Raw genomic sequence first — 23,890 nt, forward strand, 5'->3', positions numbered from 1 at the left:
AACCTCAATTAATTAATTATTATGCCAGTAAAAATTAGATTACAAAGACACGGTAAAAAAGGGAAACCTTACTATTGGATCGTTGCAGCTGATGCACGTTCAAAAAGAGATGGTAAATACTTAGAAAAATTAGGTGCTTACAATCCAAACACAAACCCAGCAACAGTTGAATTAAATGTTGATGGTGCTGTAACTTGGTTACAGAATGGTGCACAACCAACAGATACGGCTAAAGCTATTTTATCTTACAAAGGTGCTTTATTAAAAAATCACCTTGCAGGTGGTGTTAGAAAAGGTGCTTTAACAGAAGAACAAGCTGAAGCTAAATTTAACGCTTGGTTAGAAGAAAAAGCGACTAAAGTACAAGCTAAAACTGATGGTTTATCTAAAGCTGATGCTGAAGCTAAATCGAAAGCACTAGAAGCTGAAAAAGCTGCTAATGAGGCTCGTATTGCTGCTGCTGTTCCTGTTGTAGAAGAAGAAGCTCCTGCTACAGAAGCTGAAGCTACTAACGAAGAAGAATAAAAAACATTAATTTTTTATACTTTTAAACTCCGATAACTTTTATCGGAGTTTTTTATTTATTACAATGAAAAAAGAAGATTGCTTTTATTTAGGTAAAATTGTTAGAAAATACAGCTTTAAAGGCGAGTTGCTAATTAAATTAGATACCGATCAACCGGATTTATACGAAAATCTAGATGCTATGTTTATTAATGTACGTAATACATTAATCCCATTTTTTATTGAAAGTTCTCAACTTCATAAATCAGATTTATTGCGTGTTCAGTTTGAAGATGTAATCAATGAAGCCGATGCGGATTCATTAATAAAAAGTGAAGTGTACTTACCTTTAGAGTTTTTGCCAAAACTAGAAGGAAATAAGTTTTACTTTCATGAAGTAATTGGTTTTACCATGAATGATAAAAACTATGGGGAAGTAGGAAAAATTGTGGCTGTTAATGATTCTACAGCACAAGCATTATTCGAAGTAGAAAATAATGGTAAGGAAATTTTAATTCCTATGAATGATCAGTTTATAGTAAAGGTCGATAGAAAAAACAAAACTATTCTAGTCGATACACCAGAAGGTCTTATTGATCTATACCTTTAGGTTTAAAAATTAATTTGTAAATAAAGTTTTAAAATCACTTAAAAAGACACAATATTTTTAGCAAATAAATCTTTATGTACTTCAATAGAGTACAGTGATTTTACAATAGTATTTTTTTGACCTTCCAACAATTTCTCTATTTCTTCTGGGAAATCAAATTTATTAAGAGCTTTTTGGTATTTCTCAATATCTATTACTTGCATTCTCCCAATTTCTGTAAACAGAAATTGCTCATCTTTAGTTGATATAATCTCACTTAAATTTAAACTCAGTAAGTTATTAGAATCAAATACTCCTTGCGGATAAGTTGGTATTCCTCCTTTTTCTCTTATAAGGAAATCTATACTTTTTATAAATTGATTTCTTTCGTAACTAGATACTCTAAAGAAGTTTTTTAATACAATATTATCAACTTCATCAAGTGCATTTAAGAATATCTTTTCTGTTTTGTGATTAACAATTAATAATTTGTTCAGAGAGGAAATAATTTTTTTAGCCTTTTTCATGGTTAAGTTGGTCTTGTTTGATTTGAATGATTTAAAAAAATTTGATCGCTATCTCTTCAAAAAAAGAGATTAAACAATATAAAATTTTATCTAAATCTTATATGGACTTTGCTAAATTAATAAAAAAAATCCATGAAATGCAAAAAACACCTCTTTAAATGCGTTTTTTAAGCTACAAATGCAGATTCTCTTTTTAAAACACGCATTGTAGCTTGAATACTATCTCTCTGTTTTATTAAAATCCTACATAATTGTAAAGGTAAATTAGGCTCCATTAATAATTGATTGTATTTATCGATACTTACTTTTTTAAGACTGAAAACCTCATCTAATAAATCATTTTGATTTTCTAAAAAAATTAAATTTCTAAAATTCATTTTTACTTTATAAAAATCTTTACTTAATTCTCCTAACTGTTCAGGGTTACCATCAAGAATTTTAATTTCATTTTTCAATTCTATACTAAACTCATATCTTTCTAGGCCTCTTTCTCTAAAAAATGTTTTTAATGTGTTATCAGTAACATTTTTCAGGGCCTCCAAGTATATTTTCTCTACCTCATAATTCATAATTAATAAATCATTAAGTTTTTCTATAATTTTTTCTGAATACTTCATATTGATGTAATTTAGTGCTCTATTAATTTATATACGAGTATATAACACGTTGAAGAACTAATAATTATAATTTTTAACAGACTTTAGCATACTTTATAATATTTTAACACTAAAACACATGTCGAAGAGCCCATTTGCCTTTAAGGAATTTACTATTAATCAAGACCAATGCGCCATGAAAATTGGCACAGATGGAGTTTTACTTGGCGCTTGGTCTTCCTTGGAAAGGAATCCATTTTCTATTTTAGATATTGGTGCAGGAACAGGTGTTTTGTCTCTCATGTTGGCACAACGAAGTCATGCAGAACTTATTGACGCTATCGAAATTGACGATGCCGCTTACGAACAATGTGTAGACAATTTTGAACAATCTCATTGGGGAGACAGACTCTTTTGTTATCATGCTTCCTTAGAAGAATTTGTTGATGAAATTGATGACAAATACGACCTTATAATTTGCAATCCTCCTTTCTACTCTGAAGATTATAAAACTAAAAATTCAGCAAGAGACATGGCGCGTTTTCAAGACGCAATGCCCTTTGAAGAATTAGTTTTTGGTGTATCAAAATTACTTTCTAAAAATGGCATATTTTCTGTTATTATCCCATATAAAGAAGAAAATCTTTTTATATCTCTAGCCTCTAAATTTAATATTTTTCCTAATAAAATACTTCATCTAAAAGGTAACTCTACTTCTAAAATAAAACGAAGTTTAATAGAATTTTCCTTTAGTGAAAATACCGTCAAAATTAGTGAGCTAATTATAGAAACAGAAAGACATAAATACACCCAGGATTATATAAATCTAACTAAAGATTTTTATTTAAAAATGTAATTTAATCAATAAAGATTAATTAAATTTGATGAATAAAAATGATGAATTCTCAAAAAAAATAAAGATTCATTATTGATTTTATTTTAAACACCTATAAATTTTATCTTTATGCGACCAGATTTATTTGAAGCTCCAGATTATTACAACCTTGATGAGTTACTTACAGATGAACATAAATTAGTTCGTAATACTGCTCGCGAATGGGTAAAACGTGAAGTTTCTCCTATAATAGAAGAATATGCTCAAAAAGCCGAATTTCCAACTCAAATAATAAATGGTTTAGCAGAAATAGGTGCCTTTGGACCTTACATCCCTATGAAATATGGGGGAGCTGGTTTAGATCAGATTTCTTATGGTTTAATTATGCAAGAAATTGAGCGTGGAGATTCAGGAGTACGCAGTACAGCTTCAGTTCAATCATCACTAGTTATGTATCCTATTTGGAAATACGGAAACGAAGCTCAACGTCAAAAATTCTTGCCAAAATTAGCTAGCGGAGAATGGATGGGTTGCTTCGGCTTAACAGAACCAGATCACGGTAGTAATCCAGCAGGAATGGTTACCAATTTTAAAGATAAAGGTGACCATTATTTACTAAACGGTGCTAAAATGTGGATTAGTAATGCGCCTTTTGCACAAGTGGCTGTTGTTTGGGCTAAAGATGAAAGCGGACGCATACATGGTTTAATTGTAGAACGCGGTATGGAAGGCTTTTCTACTCCCGAAACACATAATAAATGGTCACTTCGAGCAAGTTCTACAGGCGAACTTATATTTGACAATGTAAAAGTACCCAAAGAAAATTTATTGCCTAATAAATCTGGCTTAGGCGCACCACTTGGTTGTTTAGATTCTGCTCGTTACGGTATTGCTTGGGGAGCCATTGGAGCTGCCATGGATTGTTATGATACTGCTTTACGTTATAGTAAAGAACGAACACAATTTGGAAAACCTATTGGACAATTTCAACTTCAACAAAAAAAACTAGCTGAAATGATTACCGAAATTACCAAAGCACAACTCTTAGCTTGGAGATTAGGCGTTATGAGAGAAAATGGAACAGCAACTACAGCTCAAATATCTATGGCAAAACGTAACAATGTAGATATGGCTATAAATATAGCTAGAGAAGCTAGACAAATGCTAGGTGGCATGGGTATTACTGGAGAATACAGTATTATGCGACACTCCATGAATTTAGAAAGTGTGATTACTTATGAAGGCACACACGATATACATCTACTAATTACAGGTTTAGACGTAACAGGACTAAATGCGTTTAAATGATTTAACAATAAATAAAATTTATAAAATGCTTCTTAAACTTTAGGGAGCATTTTTTACTTTTATAAAAAATTTCAAAATGACAATTGAAAAAATTAATAAGGCAATTCTTCCTTATCAAAAAGAATTGCTAAATCACTCCTTATATAATAAAATTAAAACTGTTGAAGATCTACAAGTCTTTTTACAAAATCATGTTTTTGCTGTTTGGGATTTTATGTCTTTACTAAAAGCCCTTCAAAATAAATTAACTTGTACTACAACACCTTGGATGCCTATAGGAAATCCAGAAACACGATACTTAATTAACGAAATTGTTTTAGCAGAAGAAACAGATATAGATATCAATGGCAATAGACAAAGCCATTACGAGTTGTATATTGATGCAATGAAAGATGCAAAAGCCAATACAAGCTCTATAGCATCATTGTTAGAAAGTATCTCCGAAACAAAAAACGTATTTGTAGCTATTAAAAACTGTGAGTTAGATAATGCTGTAAAAGACTTTTTAAATTTCACATTTCAACTAATTGATCTTGGTGAATCACATCAAATTGCTGCCGCTTTCACCTTTGGAAGAGAAGATTTAATCCCTAGTATGTTTACAGAAATTCTTAAGAATTTTCAAAATAATCTTAAATCTATAGACCTATCTAAACTTATCTATTATTTTGAAAGGCATATAGAATTAGATGCAGACGAACATGGACCAATGGCTATGAAAATGATTACTGAACTCTGTGGTAGTGATGCTAAAAAGTGGCAAGAAGTTGAAGAAGTTTCAATTATAGCTCTACAAAAACGTATTGCTTTATGGAACGCTATTGAGCTCTTAATTGAAGAAAAAAACTTGATATTAAACTAACGTCACTTTTACTATATAAAATTTAAAACACCATTTCTTGAAGTTTTAGAAATATAACCACTCATGAAAAAACACCCATATTTGTTGAGTATGACAGAAAAACCTAAAAGTCAATAAATTCGTATATTTAGTTAAAAGCTAAAATGAAAAAGATTATTTTCTTTATAATATGTTCTGTTGTGCTTAATTTTAATTGCAGTAGTGAAAGGATTCTTATTGAAGAACAAGAAATTATAGAAGAAATTGCCGCTCCTGATGAGGAAATAAATCCAGACGAAGAGGATGATGATGCTATTGTTACTGAAAACCAAAATACTTTCAAGATTTTAGGATTAGGAGACAGTTATACTATTGGGCAAAGCGTTTGTGATACCTGCAAATTCCCAGTACAATTAAAAGATAGTTTAATAAATAATTTTAATTCTGATAATGAATTTGAATTAAAAGTTATTGCTACTACTGGTTGGACTACCACTAATTTAATTGGAGCTATTGATAGAGAAAATATTAATAATGATTACAATTTAGTAACGCTTTTAATTGGTGTTAATAATCAATATCAAAAGAAACCTTTTTCAATATATGAAAGTGAATTTCCTCAACTAGTAAACACAGCAATTTCAAAAGGAAAAGGAGACAAAAAAAATGTTATTGTTGTGTCTATTCCAGACTACGCATATACACCATTTGGTAATGGCAACACAAATATTTCAACTGAAATTGATAGATACAATAGTTTTGCTGAAGATTATTGTACCAAAAACAATATTACATATATAAGCATAACCGATATAACTAGAATGGGACTAAATAATCCAGAGTTAGTTGCTTCAGACGGATTACATCCTTCAAAATTGGCATACACTAAATTTGTTGAACGAATCCTTCCCGTTGCTATTGAAAAACTAAAAGATTAAATCAAATTAGTGTATTAGTTATGGCTTATTTAAACAACTGATTATATCTTTGTCAAAACTTGACTTTTGCATAAACTATTAGCAACTTTTTTTGCTTCATTGTATTTGGTTGCCATGTTAAGACCTATTCAGCCTTATATTGAATATGTTCTTAATCAGGATTACATTGCTAAATTTTTATGTATTAATAAAGACAAGCCAGAACTTCAATGTAATGGAAAGTGTCATTTGGTTAAAGAAATCCAAAAACAACAAAAAAACGAACCTAAATCATTAAGAATTTCATTAGAAAACTACCCTATAGGATTCGTTAATATATTCAAAATACAACCTTATCAGGTTTTTACAACTTCAAAAAAAACTAGTTTTCCTTATTCTAACTTATATCATTTCAACTATAAATTAAGGCTTTTTCATCCACCAGACTTAGTATAATTCACTTCATTTTTTTATTTCTTCGGAAGAACTTCCGTTAAGAAACATAAACTATTACATAATATTAAAAAATTAAACAATGAAAAATCTACTCGTTGCAACGCTATGCGTAGTAACCTCAATAACTTTTTCTCAAGAAAAAGAAACAAATTTATGGACTTCTAATAGACCCGATGGGCATGCACCAATCTCAATAATGGGAGACCATATTCATCATAAAGGAGAGCTCATGTTCTCATACCGTTATATGACTATGGATATGAGGCATCTTAGACAAGACACCTATGATGCTACAAATGCAGATGCTCATGCTAATTATATGGTATCACCACAAAACATGACTATGAATATGCACATGTTAAGCATTATGTATGCTCTATCAAACAAATTAACGTTAATGGCAATGTCTAATTATTTAAAAAATGATATGGACTTACAAATGCGAAATGGAAATGAATTCTCAACAAACACTAGTGGTTTAGGTGATATTTCTGTAAGTGCGCTTTATAGCATTTTTAATAAAAATAGAAAAGAGCTGCACGCTCATTTGGGTATTTATATACCAACTGGTAGTATTGAAAAAAAAGGAATGCTACCAATGTCTATGGGTAATGAAGTACAATTACCCTACACAATGCAAACAGGAACGGGTTCTTTTGGGGCAAAATTGGGACTAACTTATTTAGGACAATGTAAGAAATTTTCTTGGGGACATCAATTAACGGGAATAATAAACATTAATGATAATGAACAAGATTATAAATTCGGAAATCGTTATAATTTTAATAATTGGTTTGCCGCAAAAGCTGGTAATAATCTAAGTATATCAGTGAGATTAGAAGCAGTAGTTATGGTTGAAATTGATGGCTCCAGTTCATTATTAAATCCCATGATGGTTTCAACAGCAGATACTAAAAACTCTGGAGGCACTTATCTCAATTCTGGCTTTGGTTTGAATTATCTTGCCACTAATGGAAACTTGGATGGATTACGTTTTGCAACAGAAATTAGCACACCTTTTTTCCAAAATTTAAATGGAATTCAATTAAAACAGAATTACAATTTAACTTTTGGAATGCAATATGCGTTTCATTAATATTTTTTATTTCAAATCTTAAAAAGCGTTTCTGTTTGAAACGCTTTTTGTTTACATTTACTTTATGTTTTCATCCAAAAAAAGATTAGATAACGCCTATAATAATGCTAAAATCATTGATTTTGATGATGATAGTAAATTTATACTCTTTAGTGATTGCCATAGAGGCGATAATAGTTTTGCAGATGATTTTGCCAATAACCGAAACATTTATTTTCATGCCTTAAAGCATTATTATGCAGAAGGTTTTGAATATTGTGAAATTGGGGATGGCGATGAACTTTGGGAAAACCTATCTTTTGAATCCATACTAGATGCCCATAAAAATGTATATATGCTTATGAAACTATTTCATAAAGCCAATAAATTACATATGATTTGGGGAAATCACGATATGGTTTATAGAAATTCTGATTATGTAAAAAAGAATCTATCTACTTTTTTTGATCCAAAAACAGGCGAAGATGTTGAACTATTTAAAGATATTATTTACAACGAAGGCATTATTTTAAAACATACAAAAAGCAATCAAGAAGTGTTTTTAACACACGGTCATCAAGCTGATTGGTGGAATTTTCTATTCTGGAAATGGAGTCGCTTTATGGTACGTGTACTTTGGAAACCCTTAAATGTTATGGGAATTGCAGATCCTACAAGTCCTGCAAAAAACTATAAAGAACTCATTAAAGTTGAACGTAGAACAAAAAAGTGGATTATAGAAAACAATAACTTAATGACTATTGTTGGACATACCCATAGACCGCGTTTTCCTGAACCTGGTGATATTGCTTTTTTTAACGATGGTAGTTGTGTACACCCAAGAAGTATTACAGGAATAGAAATTGAAAAGGGTGAAATCTCATTAATTAAATGGCAAATCGCCACAAGAGAAGATGGCACACTTCAAATTGTAAAAGTATTACTTGAAGGCCCTAAAAAACTTATTGATTATAAAACAAATTAAAATTCTTATAAAGAATTTAAAAAACTCAACAAGTCTGTTCTATCTTTTGTAGATAGATTTTTAAAGTCATTTTTAGCTTTTGAAGCTTCTCCTCCATGCCATAAAATAGCTTCTGTAATATTTTTAGCTCTACCGTCATGTAAAAAATCGGTATGACCGTTAACAACTTGTGTTAAGCCAATTCCCCAAAGCGGTCTTGTTTTCCACTCATTCCCATCAGCTAAAAAATCTGATCTATTATCTGACAAACCTTCACCCATATCATGTAAAAGCATATCAGTATAAGCAAATATAGTTTGATTTGAAATCTCAGAAATTAAACTTGAACCCGTTTCCATACTTGGAATATGACATTTAGCACAATCTATACTTTCAAAAAGTAAAGCACCACGTTTTACAGATTCATCATCTAGATTTCTTGGAGCAGGAACACCTATAGTTTTGCAATAAAACGCTACTTGATTTAAAATATCTTCTGTAATTTCCGGGTCATCACCTAAGCCGTCATCTCCGTTGGTTTGTCCGTAACCTGTTTCATTAGCCATTATGTAGGTTGTAATACCCATATCGCCAGAATAAGCTCCAGCACATTGCTCTAATATAGTTGATGTATTCGCTTTCCAGCCAAAACGCCCAATTTCAATAGCATCGGAAATAGGATTGTAAACATAATTAGCTTTACCAGATATTCCATCACCGTCGGCATCGTTAATATCTTGATTTAACAAAATATCAAATTCTGTAATGGCTTCTAACAATCCTAAACCAAAAACTGGCGGTGCTAGTCTTGGTGATAATAAAATTGAGCTAGGAACAGATACATATGTATCAATAAGTGAATACTCTGGTTTTTGCAAAGTGATTTTTGTACCATCAGCTAATGTTTCAATAATTGGAGTATAATTAACTTGAAATTTCGCTTCAGGTTCATAACCAAAAATAGCTTGATTTTGAATTTGCAATCCGAAATTTGGTACAGGAACTGGTCCTCCATCATCTGCAACTCCAGGAATACTAGCTCGAAGAAAAAAACCACTTAAAGCATTTATTGAACTTGGAAAACCTGATCTACCATCTTTAGGATGGCAAGACACACATGAGGTATTATTAAAAATAGGACCTATACCTCCATTTACTTCTGCTGGTGCAGTAACAAAAGCTGCTTCAAACTGAAAATCACCATCTAAATGCATATCTAAATTTGTACTAGATAAATTTGGTGCTGGCGTACTAAACGAATTACTCGATGTTAAAAAAACTGTGGTTTCTCCACCTGCGTTTAATCGATTTTCTAATGATGGCAAACTTATATATTCATCTTTATCATCTTTTGAACAAGAAGTTATAAAAATGAATAAAAGGGAATAAAAACCTAAATTGTAAATGAAATTTTTCACGCTATTTTTATAAAACAAGAAGAACATTCGATGAATGTCCTTCTTATAATTTTTTTGCAAATATAAGAAATGTAGTTCTTATAAATTACTGATATGAGGTACTAAACTAGATTCTAAAACTACTAATAAAGCAGCTACTTTATTTTGAGCGTTTTCAACAGCTGTTCTATTGTTTTCGATGGCTTCTGTAAATGTTCCTGGAATGGCTTCAATGGCAGTAATTGCATCTGAAATTGCTACTTTAATTTCAGCATCTAAAGATGTATTTGATGTTACAACAACATCAGTAATACCACTACCGTTAGTTCCGTTATAATCTCCTAAATATATGTTTTGAATACTTCTAATATTGTTAGCAAAATCAAATTTAGAATTATTACTAAAACGAGATTCTTCTGCTTCTGGTTTTGCACTTCCTTCATTACCATTAAGTGGTTCTTCAATTTTACCATTAGCAACCTCATCTGCAATAATAGCTAAACCTTCTACAATTTCTGCTAAAGCACCTTTTTGAGACGTATAAATTGAACCCGATTTACCTGCGTTAATAAAGTTTGAAGCAAAATTACCTTCTGAAGCTAACCAACCAAAGTATAAATCTTGAGTTTGCGCTCTTAAGTTTTGTGTTGCAGCAGTTAAATATTCTATTTCTCTTGCTGTTAAATCTGCAGCAGCTTTATTGCCGTCTAATCCCCAAACAAAATACTCAATAGTATGAAAACCTCTAGCTTCGTTGTTACTTTCTAATAATGTTGATGTGATGTTGTTACCACTATTTAAAATATTGTTAATAGCATTAACGTCTACTGGCCAAGAATCAATTGCTGGATCAATACCATCAGTATCGACTGGTCCGTATAAAAACCCTTCTGATTTTTCCCAAGGTGCTCTTGTATTTTGCCAAGCATCTTTTACTGCTTGCAAAGCTGTTTCATCACCTATAGTTAAATTAACAACTGCCGCTTCTAAAGTCCCAGCATTTGTATACAAACTATTATAAGTTTCAGTAATTACAGTTGTTGATACACTTGATAAAACTTGAGTGTAAAGCGTAGCATTTGGATCTACTTCTGTTGTAGTTCCTTCATTATCGCTACAACTTGTTAGACTTATAAATGTAATTAAGCTTAAAAATAATATGCTTTTTTTCATGATATTTTGATTTATTTATATTTAAAATTTGAATCCTATTCCTGTAGAAAATGTTCTATCGTGTTGTTTCTTTCCTGTAAATTGCAAGGTGCTTTGATTGTAATTTTCTGAACCTAAACGTCTGTCTGAATATTGAGCCTTTACGACTATTTGTGGATGTACAAACCAGTTAAAACCTCCTGTTATTGTGCTTCTTTCCCAGCGTGGATTATCTATTATATCTCCTTCTACATCTTGCATTGTATCATAATAATCGTAACGCATGAAAGGGTATAACATTTGTTTAGTATCTGCCTTTATAAGTGGTAATATATTATAGCCTAACTCTGCCGAAAAACCTAAAGCATTTTTACCAACTGGCGTTCTTTTTACACCTAAATTATTTGATAAATTAGCATTACGAACAGATACAATATTTGAATTTTCTAGATTTCCATAAAGTCCTATAACATTAAAACGTAAATTATTTTCGTTGTAAGTTAAATGTCCCTCTACCATAGTCACATAAGCACTTTCACTCATGTCATCTTTTTGCCTGTTAGCTGCAGCATCATTTATGTATGCCGCTAAACCAAAATACGTGTCTTTATGTGTACCAAATTTATAATCTAATCGAGCAGCAAAGGCAAAAGATTCTGCATTTGCCATTTCAAAACGTTCTTGATAACCATCTTTTATCCACCCTTTTGAAGAAAATCCAGAAGCATCTAAACCGCTTACTATATATGCTTTATAGTTGAATCGTTTTGCAAAGGTTCCGTAAAACTCGACACCTGTTTCATACCATCCTAAAGGTAGAATAGCATTCTCCATTTCTTGACGAGTAGTTGTAAAATATTGTATTGGTGAATCTAAATTTTGGTGCAAACCAAAATACATTTTCATTTTACCTGCACGAATATTAAAATAAGGCTTAATTTGGAAATTAATATGAACTTGTTCTAATTTAACACCACCACCTGTTTCAACTTCTTGTTCAAACTCACCAAATTCTTCTTGGGTATCTAAACCTACTGCAGATGCTGTACCACCATGTTCGTATTCAATCTCAGTTTTTAAACTTATTTTATCTGTGAATTTATATTCCAAATATAAGTTTAAACGTTCTGCATCAAATTTGTCTTTTAAAGCTGGGTCTGTATCATAATTATTATTGTAATAATTAATAACGCCATAGCCTTTTAAACTAAAATCATTCCACTTTGAAGTTGATTGGTTTTGAACTGATGTTTGAGTTTTAAACTCTTCTCTAAGTTCTTTTTTAATTTCTTCTTTTAGATTTTTTAAAGCAACAGAATCGGTTTCTACTTGCGAAAAAGTATTGAAAGAAATTAGTAGTATTAAAATAAAGGTTAGTTGTTTCATCTAAATATAATTTCGGTGCAAAATTATATTTATTTAGACTAATTACAAATAAAAATAGAAATATTTTTAAAATAATTTAATGAACTAGCTCTCAGGTGCTAATTCTACTTCCAGACCTTCCATATCTGGTGTCATTTGTATCTGGCAACCTAAACGGCTATTATCCTTAACATCAAAAGCTTCAGAGAGCATTGCTTCTTCATCATCACTCATTTCTGGTAATTCAGTAGTGCTTAAAACATAACATTGACAGGATGCACACATGGCCATCCCTCCGCAAATACCAATAGAACCTTCGGGAGCAAGCTCATAAGATCTTACAACTTCCATTAGGTTCATTGCCATATCTGTTGGAGCAACTACCTCGTGAATTACACCATCTCTGTCTGTTATTTTTATATTAATATCGCTCATTGCTTAAGTTTTGTTTTTTACTAAAGGCATGTCATTATTCGTGCCACAAATTTAAGTCTTGTATACTTATTATAATCTAATTTATATGGCAATTTGCTTGATTTGATAAAAAAATAAGGAATCTTTAAAATTCTACAATTTTAAGATTCCCCTTTTCATTGGAAAGATATTTTAATTAACACTTCAACAGTTATTATTAGAATTTAAAACTAAATTTCTATGTTAACAACTTGTTCTATTTGAGGTGCGTACTTTTTTATAGTCATTTCAACGCCAGATTTTAATGTCATTTGATTAACACTACAACCAACACATGCTCCTTGTAATTGAACTTTAACTAATTTATCATCCTCAATAGATAACAATGAAATATCTCCACCATCACTTTGTAAAAACGGACGAATTTCATCTAAAGCTTTCTCAATATTTATTTTTAATTCTTCTGTTGTCATATCTTATTTTTTAACTGCCGAACACCCAGCCATAGTTGTAATTTTTATAGCTTCGGTTGGTGGTAAATCATCATTTCGTCTTACAACCTCTTGCACTACATTTTTTGTTATTTCTTCAAACGCTTGTTCTAAAGATGTAGCGGTTTGTAAAGCTGCTGGACGACCAATATCACCTGCTTCTCTTATACTTTGCACCAAAGGTAATTGACCTAAAAATGGCACTTGTAAATCTTCAGCTAAATGTTTAGCGCCTTCTTTTCCGAATATGTAATATTTATTATCTGGTAATTCGGCTGGAGTAAAGTACGCCATATTTTCAATAATTCCTAAAACAGGCACACTAATACTTTCTTGTTGAAACATAGCTACTCCTTTTTTAGCATCTGCCAAAGCCACATTTTGTGGTGTACTCACTACAACTGCACCTGTAATAGGTAAAGATTGCATGATACTTAAATGAATATCGCCTGTTCCTGGAGGTAAATCTATTAACATAAAATCCAACTCGCCCCAATGCGCATCAAAAATCATTTGGTTAAGTGCTTTTGCTGCCATAGGTCCGCGCCACACAACTGCTTGATTTGGTTGCGTAAAAAAACCAATAGACAACACTTTAACACCGTAATTTTCAACTGGCTTCATTTTAGACTTTCCGCCAATATTCACTGCCAAAGGTTTTTCCGCTTCTACATCGAACATAATTGGTATTGATGGCCCGTAAATATCGGCATCTAAAACACCAACTTTAAACCCCATTTTAGCTAATGTTACTGCTAAATTTGCAGTAACTGTAGATTTTCCAACACCACCTTTTCCTGATGCTACTGCAACAATATTTTGAATACCCGGAATTGGATTTCCTTTAATTACATTCGCTTTAGGCTTAGCGGGAGCATCTACTTTTACATTCACTGTAATCTTAGCTTTTTCGTAAACTTGTTCGTGAATGGTTTTTAAAATATCAACTTCAGTACGCTTTTTTGCCTGTAAGCTTGGGTTTTTTATAGTAATATCTACAATCACCTCATCACCAAAAGTTACTACATTTTTCACAGCACCACTTTCTACCATGTTTTGTCCTTCACCAGGCACAGTAATAGTTTCTAATGCTTTAAATATATCTTGCTTGTTAAGCTTCATTCTTATTTAGATTTATTCTAAGTGCAAATATACAGTGAATTGTTTAGAAACTAAAGTCCTTTTTATTGAAATGACTTATGTGCAGATTTGGTTTAGTTATCAAGAAAAATTACAATTCTTTTGAAGGATCCCAAAAGACACTTTCTAAGTTCTGAATTTGGTTTTCTATTACTTCTATTCCTTCACTTTCAAGAAGTTGTTGCATTAAATTTGTTCCATCAAAATGATGCTTACCTGTTAACAAACCTTTTCTGTTTACCACTCTGTGCGCAGGAACATCTTTACCTCCAGAACCATTCATAGCATAACCAACCATACGCGCACTTCTTGCAGCTCCTAAATATTTAGCAATAGCGCCGTAGCTTGTTACTTTTCCATAAGGCACTTGCTTTGCTACTTTGTAAACTTTATCAAAAAAATTTAAGGTTTCCGGTTTCATTTGTTTGTTCTTATAACATTTAACTTATCAAATGGTGCCTTCTTATAATTCTCTAATAATGTTTATTAAAGTAATAATAGCAATTACACCTGTAATCCCACCAATAATATGGTTCATATTCTTTTGAGTAGTAAAAGATTTGCCTCGTATTTTTTCAAAAAAGAAAATATAGACATAAAGCATTACAAAAGTTCCCATTGCAGCTCCAGAAATGTAGGATATAATACTAATTTGACTAAAATCCAACCAACCTATAGACGCCAAAGTTATAGTCATATAGGCTTGATATGGTATAGGAAATACATTGATTGCAGACAAAAACATACCTTGAAAAAAACGGCTATGTTTACTTTTAATTTTAGGCTGTATTTGTTGCTTTGGTTGTGTTTTTGCTATAAGCAAAAAGTAAATTGTAATTAGAACAAAAATCACAAAAGCCATACGTTGAAGAATATCTATAACTTCTGGGTGCATACTTAAATACCTTGCAAAAATAGCTGCTAAATAAGTTTGTGCTAAAACAATAACACAAACTCCTATAGAAAACATAACGCCTCTAACATGACCTTCTTTTAAACTTATTTTTGCAGCTGTCATATTTAACAACCCAGGTGGGATTATGCCAATAAAAGCTACTATTAAGCCTATAAAAAAGATAAAAGTTATATTCACTACTACTTTATTTTAAACCTAATATACGTAATTGGTTTGTTTTGCTCTAAATATTGCGATTCGTAAAAAGTTTGAATACTAGTTACTTCTTCTGGGCTGCCTTCTTGTTTGTAAACATTATGATTTGCATAAATAACTTCATGTCCTGCACCATGCAACAAACCAAGCGTGTAACCATGCATAAATTCGCTATCTGTTTTAAGGTTAACAACACCTTCTGGTTTTAAAATTTGCTTATAACGTTTTAAAAACTCAGCATTCGTCATGCGATGTTTTGTACGTTTATATTTTATTTGAGGATCGGGAAAAGTTATCCAGATTTCGTCTACTTCATTTTCAGCAAATGCATGATCAATTAATTCAATCTGTGTTCGAAGAAATGCAACATTAGCAATATTTTCTTCAATAGCTGTTTTAGCTCCCCGCCAAAAACGCGCACCTTTAATATCTATTCCTATAAAATTTTTATTTGGATATTTTTGAGCTAATGCTACTGAATATTCCCCTTTACCACAGCCTAATTCTAAAACTAATGGATTGTTATTTTTAAAAACCTTTATCCTCCAATTCCCTTTTAAGTCAAAATCTGATTTAACTAACTCATCTCTTGTTGGTTGAAATACATTTGTAAAGGTTTCGTTTTCTCTAAATCTTCTTAGTTTATTTTTGCTTCCCACAGATTATTGCAAATTTTTAATTATTTGGTAAAATTAAGGAAATATACGAGAGTGTAGATATGCTTATCTTTGAAATTACGTGAAATTTGCGTGAGGGATTGACGCGGCATCCTTTTTTGCCTAAACAAAAAAGATATAGCAAAAAGCCCGACCCTGTTTAAGCAGGGACACGCCATAATTATTTTAATGAAAAAACGAATTTTAGTAGCCCCATTAAATTGGGGTTTAGGGCATGCAACAAGAAGTATTCCTATTATAAATGCTTTAATTGCAAATAATTTTGAACCTGTTATTGCGAGTGATGGTGTTGCCTTAACACTGCTTCAAAAGGAATTCCCTAATCTTTTAACAATTGAATTACCATCTTACAACGTAACCTATGCCAAAAAGGGCAAACACTTTAAATTAAAACTACTTAAAGATTCGCCTAAACTTTTAAAGGCAATAAATGCAGAAAAAAAAGCCACGGATTATATTTTAGAGCACAATGATATTGCTGGTATTATTTCGGATAACAGATTAGGTGTTCGCAGCAAAAAAGTGCCTTCGGTTTTTATCACGCATCAGTTAAATGTTTTAAGCGGAAATACAACTTGGTTGAGCACAAAAATGCATCAGAAAATTATAAAAAAATTTGATGAATGTTGGGTACCTGACACTGATAGTGATATTAATTTAAGCGGAAAGCTAGGCCATACAAAAACTCATGAAACTCCAACAAAATATATTGGTCCATTAAGTAGATTTACTAAGCATAATTCTGAAATTAAAAATGATTTGATGGTTTTGTTATCTGGCCCGGAACCACAACGTACTTTGCTTGAAGAGAAACTATTAAATGAATTATATCCTTACCAAGGAAAAATTATTTTCGTTAAAGGCATTATGGAAAAAGAACAAACCATAAAGACTTTAGTAAATATGACTATTTACAATTTTATGACTTCAGACTTATTAGAGAAAACCATAAATGAAAGTGCTTTAATAATTTCGAGATCTGGCTATACTACTGTAATGGACTTAGCTAAACTTAATAAAAAAGCTTTTTTCATACCAACTCCAGGACAATTTGAACAAGAATATTTAGCTAAAAGACTTACAGAAATGTATTTGGTACCGAGTTGCAAGCAAGATGATTTTAAGTTAAATAATTTAGATGAAGTTAATAATTACAAAGGCTTGAACGCGTTTGATTACAAGGTTGATTTTAAAGATTTATTTAGCCTTTTCTAAAGTGAATGAGAATTCACTCCCTACACCATATTCACTTTCTACATATATTTTCTCATTATGAGCTTCAATAATATGCTTAACTATAGATAAACCTAAACCGGAGCCTCCTTCTTTTCTTGAGCCACTTTTATCTACACGGTAAAAACGCTCAAATAACCTTGGCAAGTGTGCTTTAGATATACCTTCACCATTATCGGTTACACGAACAATAACTTTATTTTTTATAAGATTTTCAATACTAACTTCTGTAGTTCCTTTTTCTCTTCCGTATTTTACTGAATTCACTATTAAATTAGCCAAAACTTGTTGTATACGTTCCCTGTCTGCTTTAACCATAATAGGATTAACATAATCCATATCAAAAGTAAGTGTTATGTTCTTTTTGGTAGCTTTCATTTCCAGCATATCAAAAACGTTTTCTACCAATTCAACTATATTGAATTCTTCCATTTTAAGACTTAAATCCCCAACTTCTAGTTTGGTTATCATGTCTAAATCCTGTATGATATAACCGAGTCTTTCAATACCTTTACTGGCTCTTTCTAAATATTTTTTTCTAATATTTTTGTCTTCCATGGCCCCATCTAAAAGCGTTAAGACATAACCTTGAACTGTAAATAAAGGGGTTTTTAATTCGTGAGAAACATTACCTAAAAACTCTTTTCGGTATTCCTCTCTTACTTTAAGAGTTTCTATTTCTATTTTTTTATCGCGAGCAAATTTATCTATCTCTTGGGTAAGTGTTCGCATGTCTGTCGTAATTGGACCTTTTGATAAGCTTGCAGATTCTAACAATGTTAAATCGTCATAAATCTTTTTAACACGCCTATATATAAAACGCTCAACTCTAAACTGAATTGTAAAAAAAGAAAAAATGTAAATACTAGCCGAAAAACCTAGTACATAATACCATTTAAACTCATATAAATAATATAAAAAAACACTCATCAAGAGCGTTGTATATAGAGTTATATATAGCGATGTTTTTATCGCAAATCGATATGATTTTTTAAATTTTGCTTGCATTAGTCTACAAACTTGTAGCCAACTCCTTTTACAGTTTTAAAGCTTTTATCACCTAATTTTTCACGTAGCTTACGAATATGAACATCAATAGTTCTACCTCCTACAACTACTTCATTACCCCAAACTGTATCAAGAATTTCGTCTCTTTTAAAAACTTTACCTGGTTTAGAGGCTAGTAAAGATAATAATTCAAATTCTTTTCTTGGCAAAATAATGTCTTTTCCTTTTGATGTAATTTTATATTCGTCTCTATTAATAACTAAACTACCAACTTTAACGGTGTCTGCAACATCTTCTTCTTTAAAACGTCTTAACAGCGCTTTTACTTTACTTACTAATACTTTTGGTTTTATTGGTTTAGTAATATAATCATCTGCTCCAGCATCAAACCCTGCAACCTGTGAATAATCTTCACCTCTTGCTGTTAAAAAAGCAACTATGGTGTTTTTTAAATCTGGATTTTTTCTAATTATTTCGCAGGCTTCTATACCATCCATTTCTGGCATCATCACATCTAAAATAATTAAATGCGGAATTTCCTTTTTGGCTTTTTTAACACCTTCACTTCCGTTCTCGGCAGTAATAACTTGATAACCTTCGTTTGATAAATTATAACCAACTATTTCTAAAATATCTGGTTCATCATCAACTAATAATATTTTAATGTCTTTTTTTTTCATTATTTGAGTACCTAGTTTATTGAAGTAAAGATAAAACTAATAACATAATTCTATTAAAATTACAAAATTAATAACATTAAGGTAACAAACAACTTACAACAATTTAAACTTTCGACGTATAACTCAAACCTTTAACAGTTTTTTGGCATCACTTTTGCAATAATTTATTACATTTATATTATTGAATAGAACCTATGAAAAAAAACTACTTTTTCTTTCTTTTAATAGCATTAGCATTTTTTACAACGCAACAAAGTGTTGCTCAAAGTGATGTTAAAACAACTACTCCTATTCATCAAAATATAGAGGGATTATCTATATATCCAAACCCTGTTAGTAGCGGAAAAACGTATATTTATATTACATCAAAATATAATTTCAATAAAAAAATTGAATTTTACAATGTTTTGGGTAAACAAATATTTTCCACAAACCTAACAGGAAAAGAATTAAATATCTCTAACTTAAGTAAAGGTGTTTATATTTTAAAGATTACCGAAAATAATACTAGTGAAACTAGGAAATTAGTAATAAAGTAAACCCAATATTATCATACAGTTAAAAAGCAGCCCAAATGGCTGCTTTTTTAGTTTTAATTTAAAATTATCTTTAAATTTAAAACTTAAATAATTAATCTCTTATTATGAAAAACCTTTACTTTTTATTTATTGCAATTTTAATATCACCTGCTTCTTTTGCGCAAGCTACCTTACCCATTTCTGAAACATTTTCTTACACAGATGGAAGTCTTATTGGAAATGGAGGATGGCTAAACCATAGTGGAACGTCAGGAGATTTATTAGTCTCATCTGGTCAAGCTGTTGTTGAACATGGTACACCAAGTGAAGACGCAAACTTACCATTTACAACAGTAACTGGTAGCATTTATTATGCATTTGATTTCTCTGTAGACGATTTAGGAGCAGCATATAGTGGATCAGACAATGAATATTTTGCACATTTTATGGTTGGAACAGGTAGCTTTAGTGCTCGCCTAGATATTGTGCCCCCTACTTTATCTGGAGACTTCTCAGTTGGTATTGCTACAATTAGTAGTACAGCAGAAGCTATTTGGGCTACAGACCTTATTTACGGAACAACTTATCGTGTAACTGTGGGATACAATCAAAATACAAATCAAGCACAATTATGGATAGATGCTTCGGTTGAAAGTGACACTTCAATACTTGGAGCAGACGAAGCTGATCCTGGTAACTCTATAACAGCATTTGCACTTCGTCAATCTGATTCCTCTGAAAACGAAACTATTCGTATTGACAATTTAGTTATTGCACAATCTTTTGATTCAGTATTAGGAGTAAAAGAAAAAAATCAAATTGAAGGCTTCGCTATGTATCCTAACCCAACAGCATTAGGTTATGTGAAAATATCTAGTAAAAGTAATGCTGATATGGAAGTAGCCGTTTTTGATGTTTTAGGGAAACAAATCATAAAAAATACCGTTAAAGATAACATGTTAGATGTTTCTAATTTAAAGTCTGGTATATATATTATGAAAGTATCTCAAGACAATGCGACTAGTACTAAGAAATTAGTGATTGAATAATATTTAATCTTACCTATAAATTTTAAAGCGTTACCATTTGGTAGCGCTTTTTTATTTTATCTACTTTTGCCAGTATATAAATTATGATAGATACCAATTCCATTTTTAGCACAAAAAATCAAGCTGATTTTGAAAATTTAGCTCTCCAAGTTTTTAGATTTCAATTTGAAAACAACAGTGTTTACAGATCTTTTTGTGATTTATTATGCAAACATCCAAGCGACGTAAAAACAATAAAAGACATTCCTTTTTTACCTATTCAGTTTTTTAAAACCCATAATATTTTAAGTTCAAAAGAAACTATTAAAACAACTTTCACAAGTTCTGGTACCACAGGAAGCGCGACTAGCAAGCACCACATCACAGATTTAAATATCTATAAACAAAGCTTCAAAAAAGGATTTGAACAGTTTTATGGAACTATTGAAGATTATGTTATTTTAGGCTTACTACCATCTTATTTAGAGCGTGAAGGCTCATCCCTTATATATATGGTAGATAATATGATTAAAATTTCTAATCATACAGAAAGCGGATTTTATTTGAATAATATTTCAGAATTAATAGAGACTTTAATCAAATTAGATTCCGAAGGAAAAAAAGTGTTACTCATTGGAGTTTCTTTTGCTTTGTTAGATTTAGTTGAAACTCACAAATTCAAACTAAAAAACACCATAATCATGGAAACTGGCGGCATGAAGGGAAGAAGAAAAGAATTGATTAGAAATGAACTCCATAAAAAACTAAAAGAAGGTTTTGGAGTAAATTCTATACATAGCGAATATGGTATGACAGAACTTTTAAGTCAAGCCTATTCAAAAGGACATGGTGTTTTTAATTGCCCGCCATGGATGAAGATTTTAACTCGAGATACTGAAGATGCACTTACCATTCAAAACACAGGGAAAGCTGGAGGTATAAATGTTATTGATCTAGCAAACATAAACTCTTGCTCTTTTATAGCCACACAAGATTTAGGACGTGTTAATAATGATGGCTCTTTTGAAGTTATTGGGCGTTTTGATAATTCTGATATTCGTGGTTGCAATTTAATGGTACTCTAATTCAACTTGTTTTGTAAGTTGTTATTCTCATACCGACTTATCCAAAAAGCAAATTCTATGAGAACTTACATCATCTTATTTATTATAAATATTTCTTCAATTACTGCACAGACCATAGATTATAATTTAAAAAAAGGCTTTGCAGCAGAAGGCTACGATATTGTCGCTTATTTTAAAAATGAAGCTATTGAAGGAAACAAAGCTTTTAAAACTGAATTTGATGGCATTAATTACAAATTTTCTTCAGAGAAAAACTTAAACATATTTAATGAAGATCCAAAAAAATACATTCCTCAATATGGTGGTTATTGTGCTTATGCTGTTGCTACAAAAGGAGAAAAAGTAAGCATAAACCCTTAAACATTCCAAGTAAAAGACGGCAAACTTTATTTATTTTATAATGCTTGGGGCACAAATACACTAGAATTATGGGAGAAAGAAAATGCATCCAAACTACAAATGGAAGCTGATAAAATATGGGAAACTATAAAATTTAAAAAATAATTTGCTTTTTGTGTAAGATATAAAAAGTAACTACGACAAAATAGCAGCTAAGAAAAAGAAAAATTAATTTTTAGTTGGTTGGTTAGTTTAAAAGTAAAGCCTGATTTCAAAATCAGGCTTTACTATTTTTATACTACTTGAAGTACAAAGTAATTCTTTTTACCACGTTGAAGCAGTACGAATTTATTATTTATTAAGTCTTTAGAAGTAATTAAATAATCCTCTTTTACCTTTTCTTTGTTTACAGAAATTGAGTTTTCTTTTAAAGCACGTCTTGCTTCTCCGTTCGATTTTAAAAACCCTCCTTTTTCGGCTAAAGCTGCAATAATATCTAATCCATTTTCAATCTCAGATTGTGCTATTTGAGTTTGTGGAACACCATCAAAAACATCTAAAAAAGTTTGCTCGTTTAGTTGTTTTAAATCGTCACTTGTAGACCTTCCAAAAAGAATATCACTAGCTTTTATAGCATTTTCTAAATCATCTTTAGAATGCACCATAGTTGTAATTTCCTCGGCTAAACGCCTCTGTAAAACACGCAAATGCGGTGCTTCATTATGCTCTTTAATTAAAGTTTTAATATCATCTTCATTTAAAAAAGTAAAAATTTTAATATACTTTTCTGCATCTTCATCGCTACTATTTAACCAATATTGGTAAAATTTATAGGGCGAGGTTCTATTAGCATCCAACCAAACATTACCACCTTCAGATTTGCCAAATTTAGAACCATCAGATTTTGTAATTAACGGACAGGTTATTGCGTATCCTTTTCCACTATCAATACGTCTAATTAATTCGGTTCCTGTTGTAATATTTCCCCATTGGTCACTTCCTCCCATTTGAATGCTACAATCTTTTTCTTTATACAAATGAAGAAAATCGTAACCTTGTACTAGTTGATAAGTGAACTCCGTAAAACTCATACCTTCGGATGAATCTGAGGAAATCCTATTCTTTACAGAATCCTTTGCCATCATATAATTTACGGTGATATGTTTACCAACATCACGAATAAATTCTAGAAATGAAAAGTCTTTCATCCAATCATAGTTATTCACTAAAATGGCAGCATTATCGGCATTACTTTCAAAATCTAAAAAATGAGCTAACTGATTTTTTATAGATTCTTGGTTATGTCTCAGTGTTTTTTCATCTAACAAATTACGCTCATTAGATTTTCCAGACGGATCCCCAATCATACCTGTTGCACCACCCACTAACGCTACTGGTCTGTGTCCACAACGTTGGTAATGCGCCAATAACATAATAGGTACTAAATTTCCTATATGCAAAGAATCTGCAGTTGGATCGAAACCTACATAAGCACTACGCATGCTTTCCATTAGGTGTTCTTCTGCTCCTGGCATAACTGTATGTATCATGCCTCTCCAAGTTAATTCTTCAACAAAATTCTTTATCATTATTCTTCTATTTTACAAAACTATGGCAAATATAAAAATACATGTATAATT

At 31.2% G+C, this 23,890-nt stretch carries 28 protein-coding genes; 14 read left to right on the forward strand and 14 right to left on the reverse strand.

The features are described from left to right. Nucleotides 1-21 precede the first annotated feature (21 nt). Both BT151_RS01965 and rimM read left to right on the forward strand, forming a co-directional pair. On the forward strand, nucleotides 22-525 hold the full coding sequence (locus BT151_RS01965; protein WP_072400085.1) for a 30S ribosomal protein S16: 504 nt from the start codon (nucleotides 22-24) through the stop codon (nucleotides 523-525). A 64-nt stretch (nucleotides 526-589) separates the two neighbouring features. Then, nucleotides 590-1,114: a ribosome maturation factor RimM gene (rimM, locus tag BT151_RS01970; RefSeq protein ID WP_072400086.1), complete on the forward strand. Its 525-nt coding sequence runs from the start codon at nucleotides 590-592 to the stop codon at nucleotides 1,112-1,114. A 38-nt stretch (nucleotides 1,115-1,152) separates the two neighbouring features. Here rimM and BT151_RS01975 read toward each other — a convergent pair whose 3' ends face one another. Together BT151_RS01975 and BT151_RS01980 are read right to left on the reverse strand one after the other, a co-directional pair. After that, entirely contained in the window at nucleotides 1,153-1,620 is a 468-nt protein-coding gene (locus BT151_RS01975) for a DUF2383 domain-containing protein (protein ID WP_072400087.1), read from the reverse strand. A gap of 167 nt (nucleotides 1,621-1,787) precedes the next feature. Continuing rightward, on the reverse strand, nucleotides 1,788-2,237 hold the full coding sequence (locus tag BT151_RS01980; protein WP_072400088.1) for a DUF2383 domain-containing protein: 450 nt from the start codon (nucleotides 2,235-2,237) through the stop codon (nucleotides 1,788-1,790). Nucleotides 2,238-2,355: 118 nt separating this feature from the next. On the opposite strand from BT151_RS01980, the gene BT151_RS01985 reads away from it, so the two are divergent. From BT151_RS01985 to BT151_RS02015, 7 genes are all read left to right on the forward strand, one after another. Continuing rightward, nucleotides 2,356-3,072, forward strand: coding sequence for a tRNA1(Val) (adenine(37)-N6)-methyltransferase (locus BT151_RS01985; RefSeq protein ID WP_072400089.1), 717 nt, complete (start codon nucleotides 2,356-2,358; stop codon nucleotides 3,070-3,072). Between the two features lie 108 nt (nucleotides 3,073-3,180). Next, entirely contained in the window at nucleotides 3,181-4,359 is a 1,179-nt protein-coding gene (locus BT151_RS01990; RefSeq protein WP_072400090.1) for an acyl-CoA dehydrogenase family protein, read from the forward strand. Between the two features lie 76 nt (nucleotides 4,360-4,435). Then, nucleotides 4,436-5,221 (forward strand): DUF3050 domain-containing protein, encoded by a 786-nt coding sequence (locus BT151_RS01995; protein WP_072400091.1) that lies wholly within the window; start codon nucleotides 4,436-4,438, stop codon nucleotides 5,219-5,221. 143 nt (nucleotides 5,222-5,364) lie between these two features. Beyond that, the gene (locus BT151_RS02000; protein ID WP_072400092.1) at nucleotides 5,365-6,138 is read left to right on the forward strand and encodes an SGNH/GDSL hydrolase family protein; all 774 of its coding nucleotides are present in this window, start codon (nucleotides 5,365-5,367) and stop codon (nucleotides 6,136-6,138) included. Between the two features lie 66 nt (nucleotides 6,139-6,204). Further along, nucleotides 6,205-6,573 (forward strand): hypothetical protein, encoded by a 369-nt coding sequence (locus BT151_RS02005; RefSeq protein ID WP_084647841.1) that lies wholly within the window; start codon nucleotides 6,205-6,207, stop codon nucleotides 6,571-6,573. A gap of 79 nt (nucleotides 6,574-6,652) precedes the next feature. Further along, entirely contained in the window at nucleotides 6,653-7,669 is a 1,017-nt protein-coding gene (locus BT151_RS02010; RefSeq protein WP_072400093.1) for a transporter, read from the forward strand. 64 nt (nucleotides 7,670-7,733) lie between these two features. Then, the gene (locus BT151_RS02015) at nucleotides 7,734-8,633 is read left to right on the forward strand and encodes a metallophosphoesterase family protein (protein WP_072400094.1); all 900 of its coding nucleotides are present in this window, start codon (nucleotides 7,734-7,736) and stop codon (nucleotides 8,631-8,633) included. A gap of 5 nt (nucleotides 8,634-8,638) precedes the next feature. Here the strand turns inward: BT151_RS02015 and BT151_RS02020 are convergent, their stop codons facing one another. From BT151_RS02020 to trmB, 9 genes are all read right to left on the reverse strand, one after another. Further along, nucleotides 8,639-10,030: a di-heme oxidoreductase family protein gene (locus BT151_RS02020; protein WP_245794691.1), complete on the reverse strand. Its 1,392-nt coding sequence runs from the start codon at nucleotides 10,028-10,030 to the stop codon at nucleotides 8,639-8,641. Nucleotides 10,031-10,108: 78 nt separating this feature from the next. After that, nucleotides 10,109-11,182, reverse strand: a complete 1,074-nt coding sequence (locus tag BT151_RS02025; RefSeq protein WP_072400096.1) for an imelysin family protein — start codon at nucleotides 11,180-11,182, stop codon at nucleotides 10,109-10,111. Between the two features lie 21 nt (nucleotides 11,183-11,203). Continuing rightward, the gene (locus BT151_RS02030) at nucleotides 11,204-12,547 is read right to left on the reverse strand and encodes a hypothetical protein (RefSeq protein ID WP_072400097.1); all 1,344 of its coding nucleotides are present in this window, start codon (nucleotides 12,545-12,547) and stop codon (nucleotides 11,204-11,206) included. An 84-nt stretch (nucleotides 12,548-12,631) separates the two neighbouring features. Further along, nucleotides 12,632-12,961 carry a 2Fe-2S iron-sulfur cluster-binding family protein gene (locus BT151_RS02035; protein ID WP_072400098.1) on the reverse strand — a complete coding sequence of 110 codons (330 nt, stop codon included), beginning with the start codon at nucleotides 12,959-12,961 and terminating at the stop codon, nucleotides 12,632-12,634. A 209-nt stretch (nucleotides 12,962-13,170) separates the two neighbouring features. Further along, nucleotides 13,171-13,413, reverse strand: a complete 243-nt coding sequence (locus BT151_RS02040; RefSeq protein WP_072400099.1) for a NifU family protein — start codon at nucleotides 13,411-13,413, stop codon at nucleotides 13,171-13,173. A 3-nt stretch (nucleotides 13,414-13,416) separates the two neighbouring features. Further along, the gene (locus BT151_RS02045) at nucleotides 13,417-14,553 is read right to left on the reverse strand and encodes an Mrp/NBP35 family ATP-binding protein (RefSeq protein WP_072400100.1); all 1,137 of its coding nucleotides are present in this window, start codon (nucleotides 14,551-14,553) and stop codon (nucleotides 13,417-13,419) included. A 109-nt stretch (nucleotides 14,554-14,662) separates the two neighbouring features. Continuing rightward, on the reverse strand, nucleotides 14,663-14,992 hold the full coding sequence (locus tag BT151_RS02050; RefSeq protein ID WP_072400101.1) for an MGMT family protein: 330 nt from the start codon (nucleotides 14,990-14,992) through the stop codon (nucleotides 14,663-14,665). A gap of 42 nt (nucleotides 14,993-15,034) precedes the next feature. Continuing rightward, entirely contained in the window at nucleotides 15,035-15,664 is a 630-nt protein-coding gene (locus BT151_RS02055; RefSeq protein ID WP_072400102.1) for a LysE family transporter, read from the reverse strand. A 2-nt stretch (nucleotides 15,665-15,666) separates the two neighbouring features. Beyond that, nucleotides 15,667-16,341, reverse strand: a complete 675-nt coding sequence (gene trmB / locus BT151_RS02060) for a tRNA (guanosine(46)-N7)-methyltransferase TrmB (RefSeq protein ID WP_072400103.1) — start codon at nucleotides 16,339-16,341, stop codon at nucleotides 15,667-15,669. 186 nt (nucleotides 16,342-16,527) lie between these two features. Between trmB and BT151_RS02065 the strand changes: the two genes are divergently transcribed. Continuing rightward, on the forward strand, nucleotides 16,528-17,574 hold the full coding sequence (locus BT151_RS02065; RefSeq protein WP_072400104.1) for a glycosyltransferase: 1,047 nt from the start codon (nucleotides 16,528-16,530) through the stop codon (nucleotides 17,572-17,574). Here the strand turns inward: BT151_RS02065 and BT151_RS02070 are convergent. Both BT151_RS02070 and BT151_RS02075 read right to left on the reverse strand, forming a co-directional pair. Beyond that, a complete protein-coding gene (locus BT151_RS02070; protein WP_072400105.1) occupies nucleotides 17,557-18,600 on the reverse strand; it encodes a sensor histidine kinase in 1,044 nt (347 codons plus the stop codon). The two genes, BT151_RS02065 and BT151_RS02070, sit on opposite strands and share 18 nt — an antisense overlap. Then, entirely contained in the window at nucleotides 18,600-19,280 is a 681-nt protein-coding gene (locus BT151_RS02075) for a response regulator transcription factor (protein ID WP_072400106.1), read from the reverse strand. The genes BT151_RS02070 and BT151_RS02075 overlap by 1 nt, the downstream gene beginning before the upstream one ends. 194 nt (nucleotides 19,281-19,474) lie before the next feature. Here BT151_RS02075 and BT151_RS02080 point away from each other — a divergent pair, with 194 nt between their 5' ends. The 4 genes from BT151_RS02080 to BT151_RS02095 all read left to right on the forward strand — a co-directional run bounded on the left by BT151_RS02080 (nucleotide 19,475) and on the right by BT151_RS02095 (nucleotide 22,271). Continuing rightward, complete coding sequence (locus tag BT151_RS02080) at nucleotides 19,475-19,819, forward strand: T9SS type A sorting domain-containing protein (protein ID WP_072400107.1); 345 nt, start codon at nucleotides 19,475-19,477, stop codon at nucleotides 19,817-19,819. 104 nt (nucleotides 19,820-19,923) lie between these two features. Next, nucleotides 19,924-20,847 carry a T9SS type A sorting domain-containing protein gene (locus tag BT151_RS18385; RefSeq protein WP_084647842.1) on the forward strand — a complete coding sequence of 308 codons (924 nt, stop codon included), beginning with the start codon at nucleotides 19,924-19,926 and terminating at the stop codon, nucleotides 20,845-20,847. Nucleotides 20,848-20,930: 83 nt separating this feature from the next. Then, on the forward strand, nucleotides 20,931-21,911 hold the full coding sequence (locus tag BT151_RS02090) for a LuxE/PaaK family acyltransferase (RefSeq protein WP_072400108.1): 981 nt from the start codon (nucleotides 20,931-20,933) through the stop codon (nucleotides 21,909-21,911). 57 nt (nucleotides 21,912-21,968) lie between these two features. Then, nucleotides 21,969-22,271 carry a YHS domain-containing (seleno)protein gene (locus BT151_RS02095; RefSeq protein WP_245794693.1) on the forward strand — a complete coding sequence of 101 codons (303 nt, stop codon included), beginning with the start codon at nucleotides 21,969-21,971 and terminating at the stop codon, nucleotides 22,269-22,271. 272 nt (nucleotides 22,272-22,543) lie between these two features. Here BT151_RS02095 and tyrS read toward each other — a convergent pair whose 3' ends face one another. Then, on the reverse strand, nucleotides 22,544-23,839 hold the full coding sequence (gene tyrS, locus BT151_RS02100; protein WP_072400109.1) for a tyrosine--tRNA ligase: 1,296 nt from the start codon (nucleotides 23,837-23,839) through the stop codon (nucleotides 22,544-22,546). Between the last annotated feature and the right edge of the window lie 51 nt (nucleotides 23,840-23,890).

This window comes from Flaviramulus basaltis, assembly GCF_900114265.1.
GTDB classification, from domain to species: domain Bacteria; phylum Bacteroidota; class Bacteroidia; order Flavobacteriales; family Flavobacteriaceae; genus Flaviramulus; species Flaviramulus basaltis.

Coding starts and splice junctions, on each gene's coding strand:
- BT151_RS01965 (WP_072400085.1), top strand. CDS start 22: ATGCCAGTAAAAATTAGATTACAAAGACACGGTAAAAAAGGGAAACCT.
- rimM (WP_072400086.1), top strand. CDS start 590: ATGAAAAAAGAAGATTGCTTTTATTTAGGTAAAATTGTTAGAAAATAC.
- BT151_RS01975 (WP_072400087.1), bottom strand. CDS start 1,620: ATGAAAAAGGCTAAAAAAATTATTTCCTCTCTGAACAAATTATTAATT.
- BT151_RS01980 (WP_072400088.1), bottom strand. CDS start 2,237: ATGAAGTATTCAGAAAAAATTATAGAAAAACTTAATGATTTATTAATT.
- BT151_RS01985 (WP_072400089.1), top strand. CDS start 2,356: ATGTCGAAGAGCCCATTTGCCTTTAAGGAATTTACTATTAATCAAGAC.
- BT151_RS01990 (WP_072400090.1), top strand. CDS start 3,181: ATGCGACCAGATTTATTTGAAGCTCCAGATTATTACAACCTTGATGAG.
- BT151_RS01995 (WP_072400091.1), top strand. CDS start 4,436: ATGACAATTGAAAAAATTAATAAGGCAATTCTTCCTTATCAAAAAGAA.
- BT151_RS02000 (WP_072400092.1), top strand. CDS start 5,365: ATGAAAAAGATTATTTTCTTTATAATATGTTCTGTTGTGCTTAATTTT.
- BT151_RS02010 (WP_072400093.1), top strand. CDS start 6,653: ATGAAAAATCTACTCGTTGCAACGCTATGCGTAGTAACCTCAATAACT.
- BT151_RS02015 (WP_072400094.1), top strand. CDS start 7,734: ATGTTTTCATCCAAAAAAAGATTAGATAACGCCTATAATAATGCTAAA.
- BT151_RS02025 (WP_072400096.1), bottom strand. CDS start 11,182: ATGAAAAAAAGCATATTATTTTTAAGCTTAATTACATTTATAAGTCTA.
- BT151_RS02030 (WP_072400097.1), bottom strand. CDS start 12,547: ATGAAACAACTAACCTTTATTTTAATACTACTAATTTCTTTCAATACT.
- BT151_RS02035 (WP_072400098.1), bottom strand. CDS start 12,961: ATGAGCGATATTAATATAAAAATAACAGACAGAGATGGTGTAATTCAC.
- BT151_RS02040 (WP_072400099.1), bottom strand. CDS start 13,413: ATGACAACAGAAGAATTAAAAATAAATATTGAGAAAGCTTTAGATGAA.
- BT151_RS02045 (WP_072400100.1), bottom strand. CDS start 14,553: ATGAAGCTTAACAAGCAAGATATATTTAAAGCATTAGAAACTATTACT.
- BT151_RS02050 (WP_072400101.1), bottom strand. CDS start 14,992: ATGAAACCGGAAACCTTAAATTTTTTTGATAAAGTTTACAAAGTAGCA.
- BT151_RS02065 (WP_072400104.1), top strand. CDS start 16,528: ATGAAAAAACGAATTTTAGTAGCCCCATTAAATTGGGGTTTAGGGCAT.
- BT151_RS02070 (WP_072400105.1), bottom strand. CDS start 18,600: ATGCAAGCAAAATTTAAAAAATCATATCGATTTGCGATAAAAACATCG.
- BT151_RS02075 (WP_072400106.1), bottom strand. CDS start 19,280: ATGAAAAAAAAAGACATTAAAATATTATTAGTTGATGATGAACCAGAT.
- BT151_RS02080 (WP_072400107.1), top strand. CDS start 19,475: ATGAAAAAAAACTACTTTTTCTTTCTTTTAATAGCATTAGCATTTTTT.
- BT151_RS18385 (WP_084647842.1), top strand. CDS start 19,924: ATGAAAAACCTTTACTTTTTATTTATTGCAATTTTAATATCACCTGCT.
- BT151_RS02090 (WP_072400108.1), top strand. CDS start 20,931: ATGATAGATACCAATTCCATTTTTAGCACAAAAAATCAAGCTGATTTT.
- BT151_RS02095 (WP_245794693.1), top strand. CDS start 21,969: ATGAGAACTTACATCATCTTATTTATTATAAATATTTCTTCAATTACT.
- tyrS (WP_072400109.1), bottom strand. CDS start 23,839: ATGATAAAGAATTTTGTTGAAGAATTAACTTGGAGAGGCATGATACAT.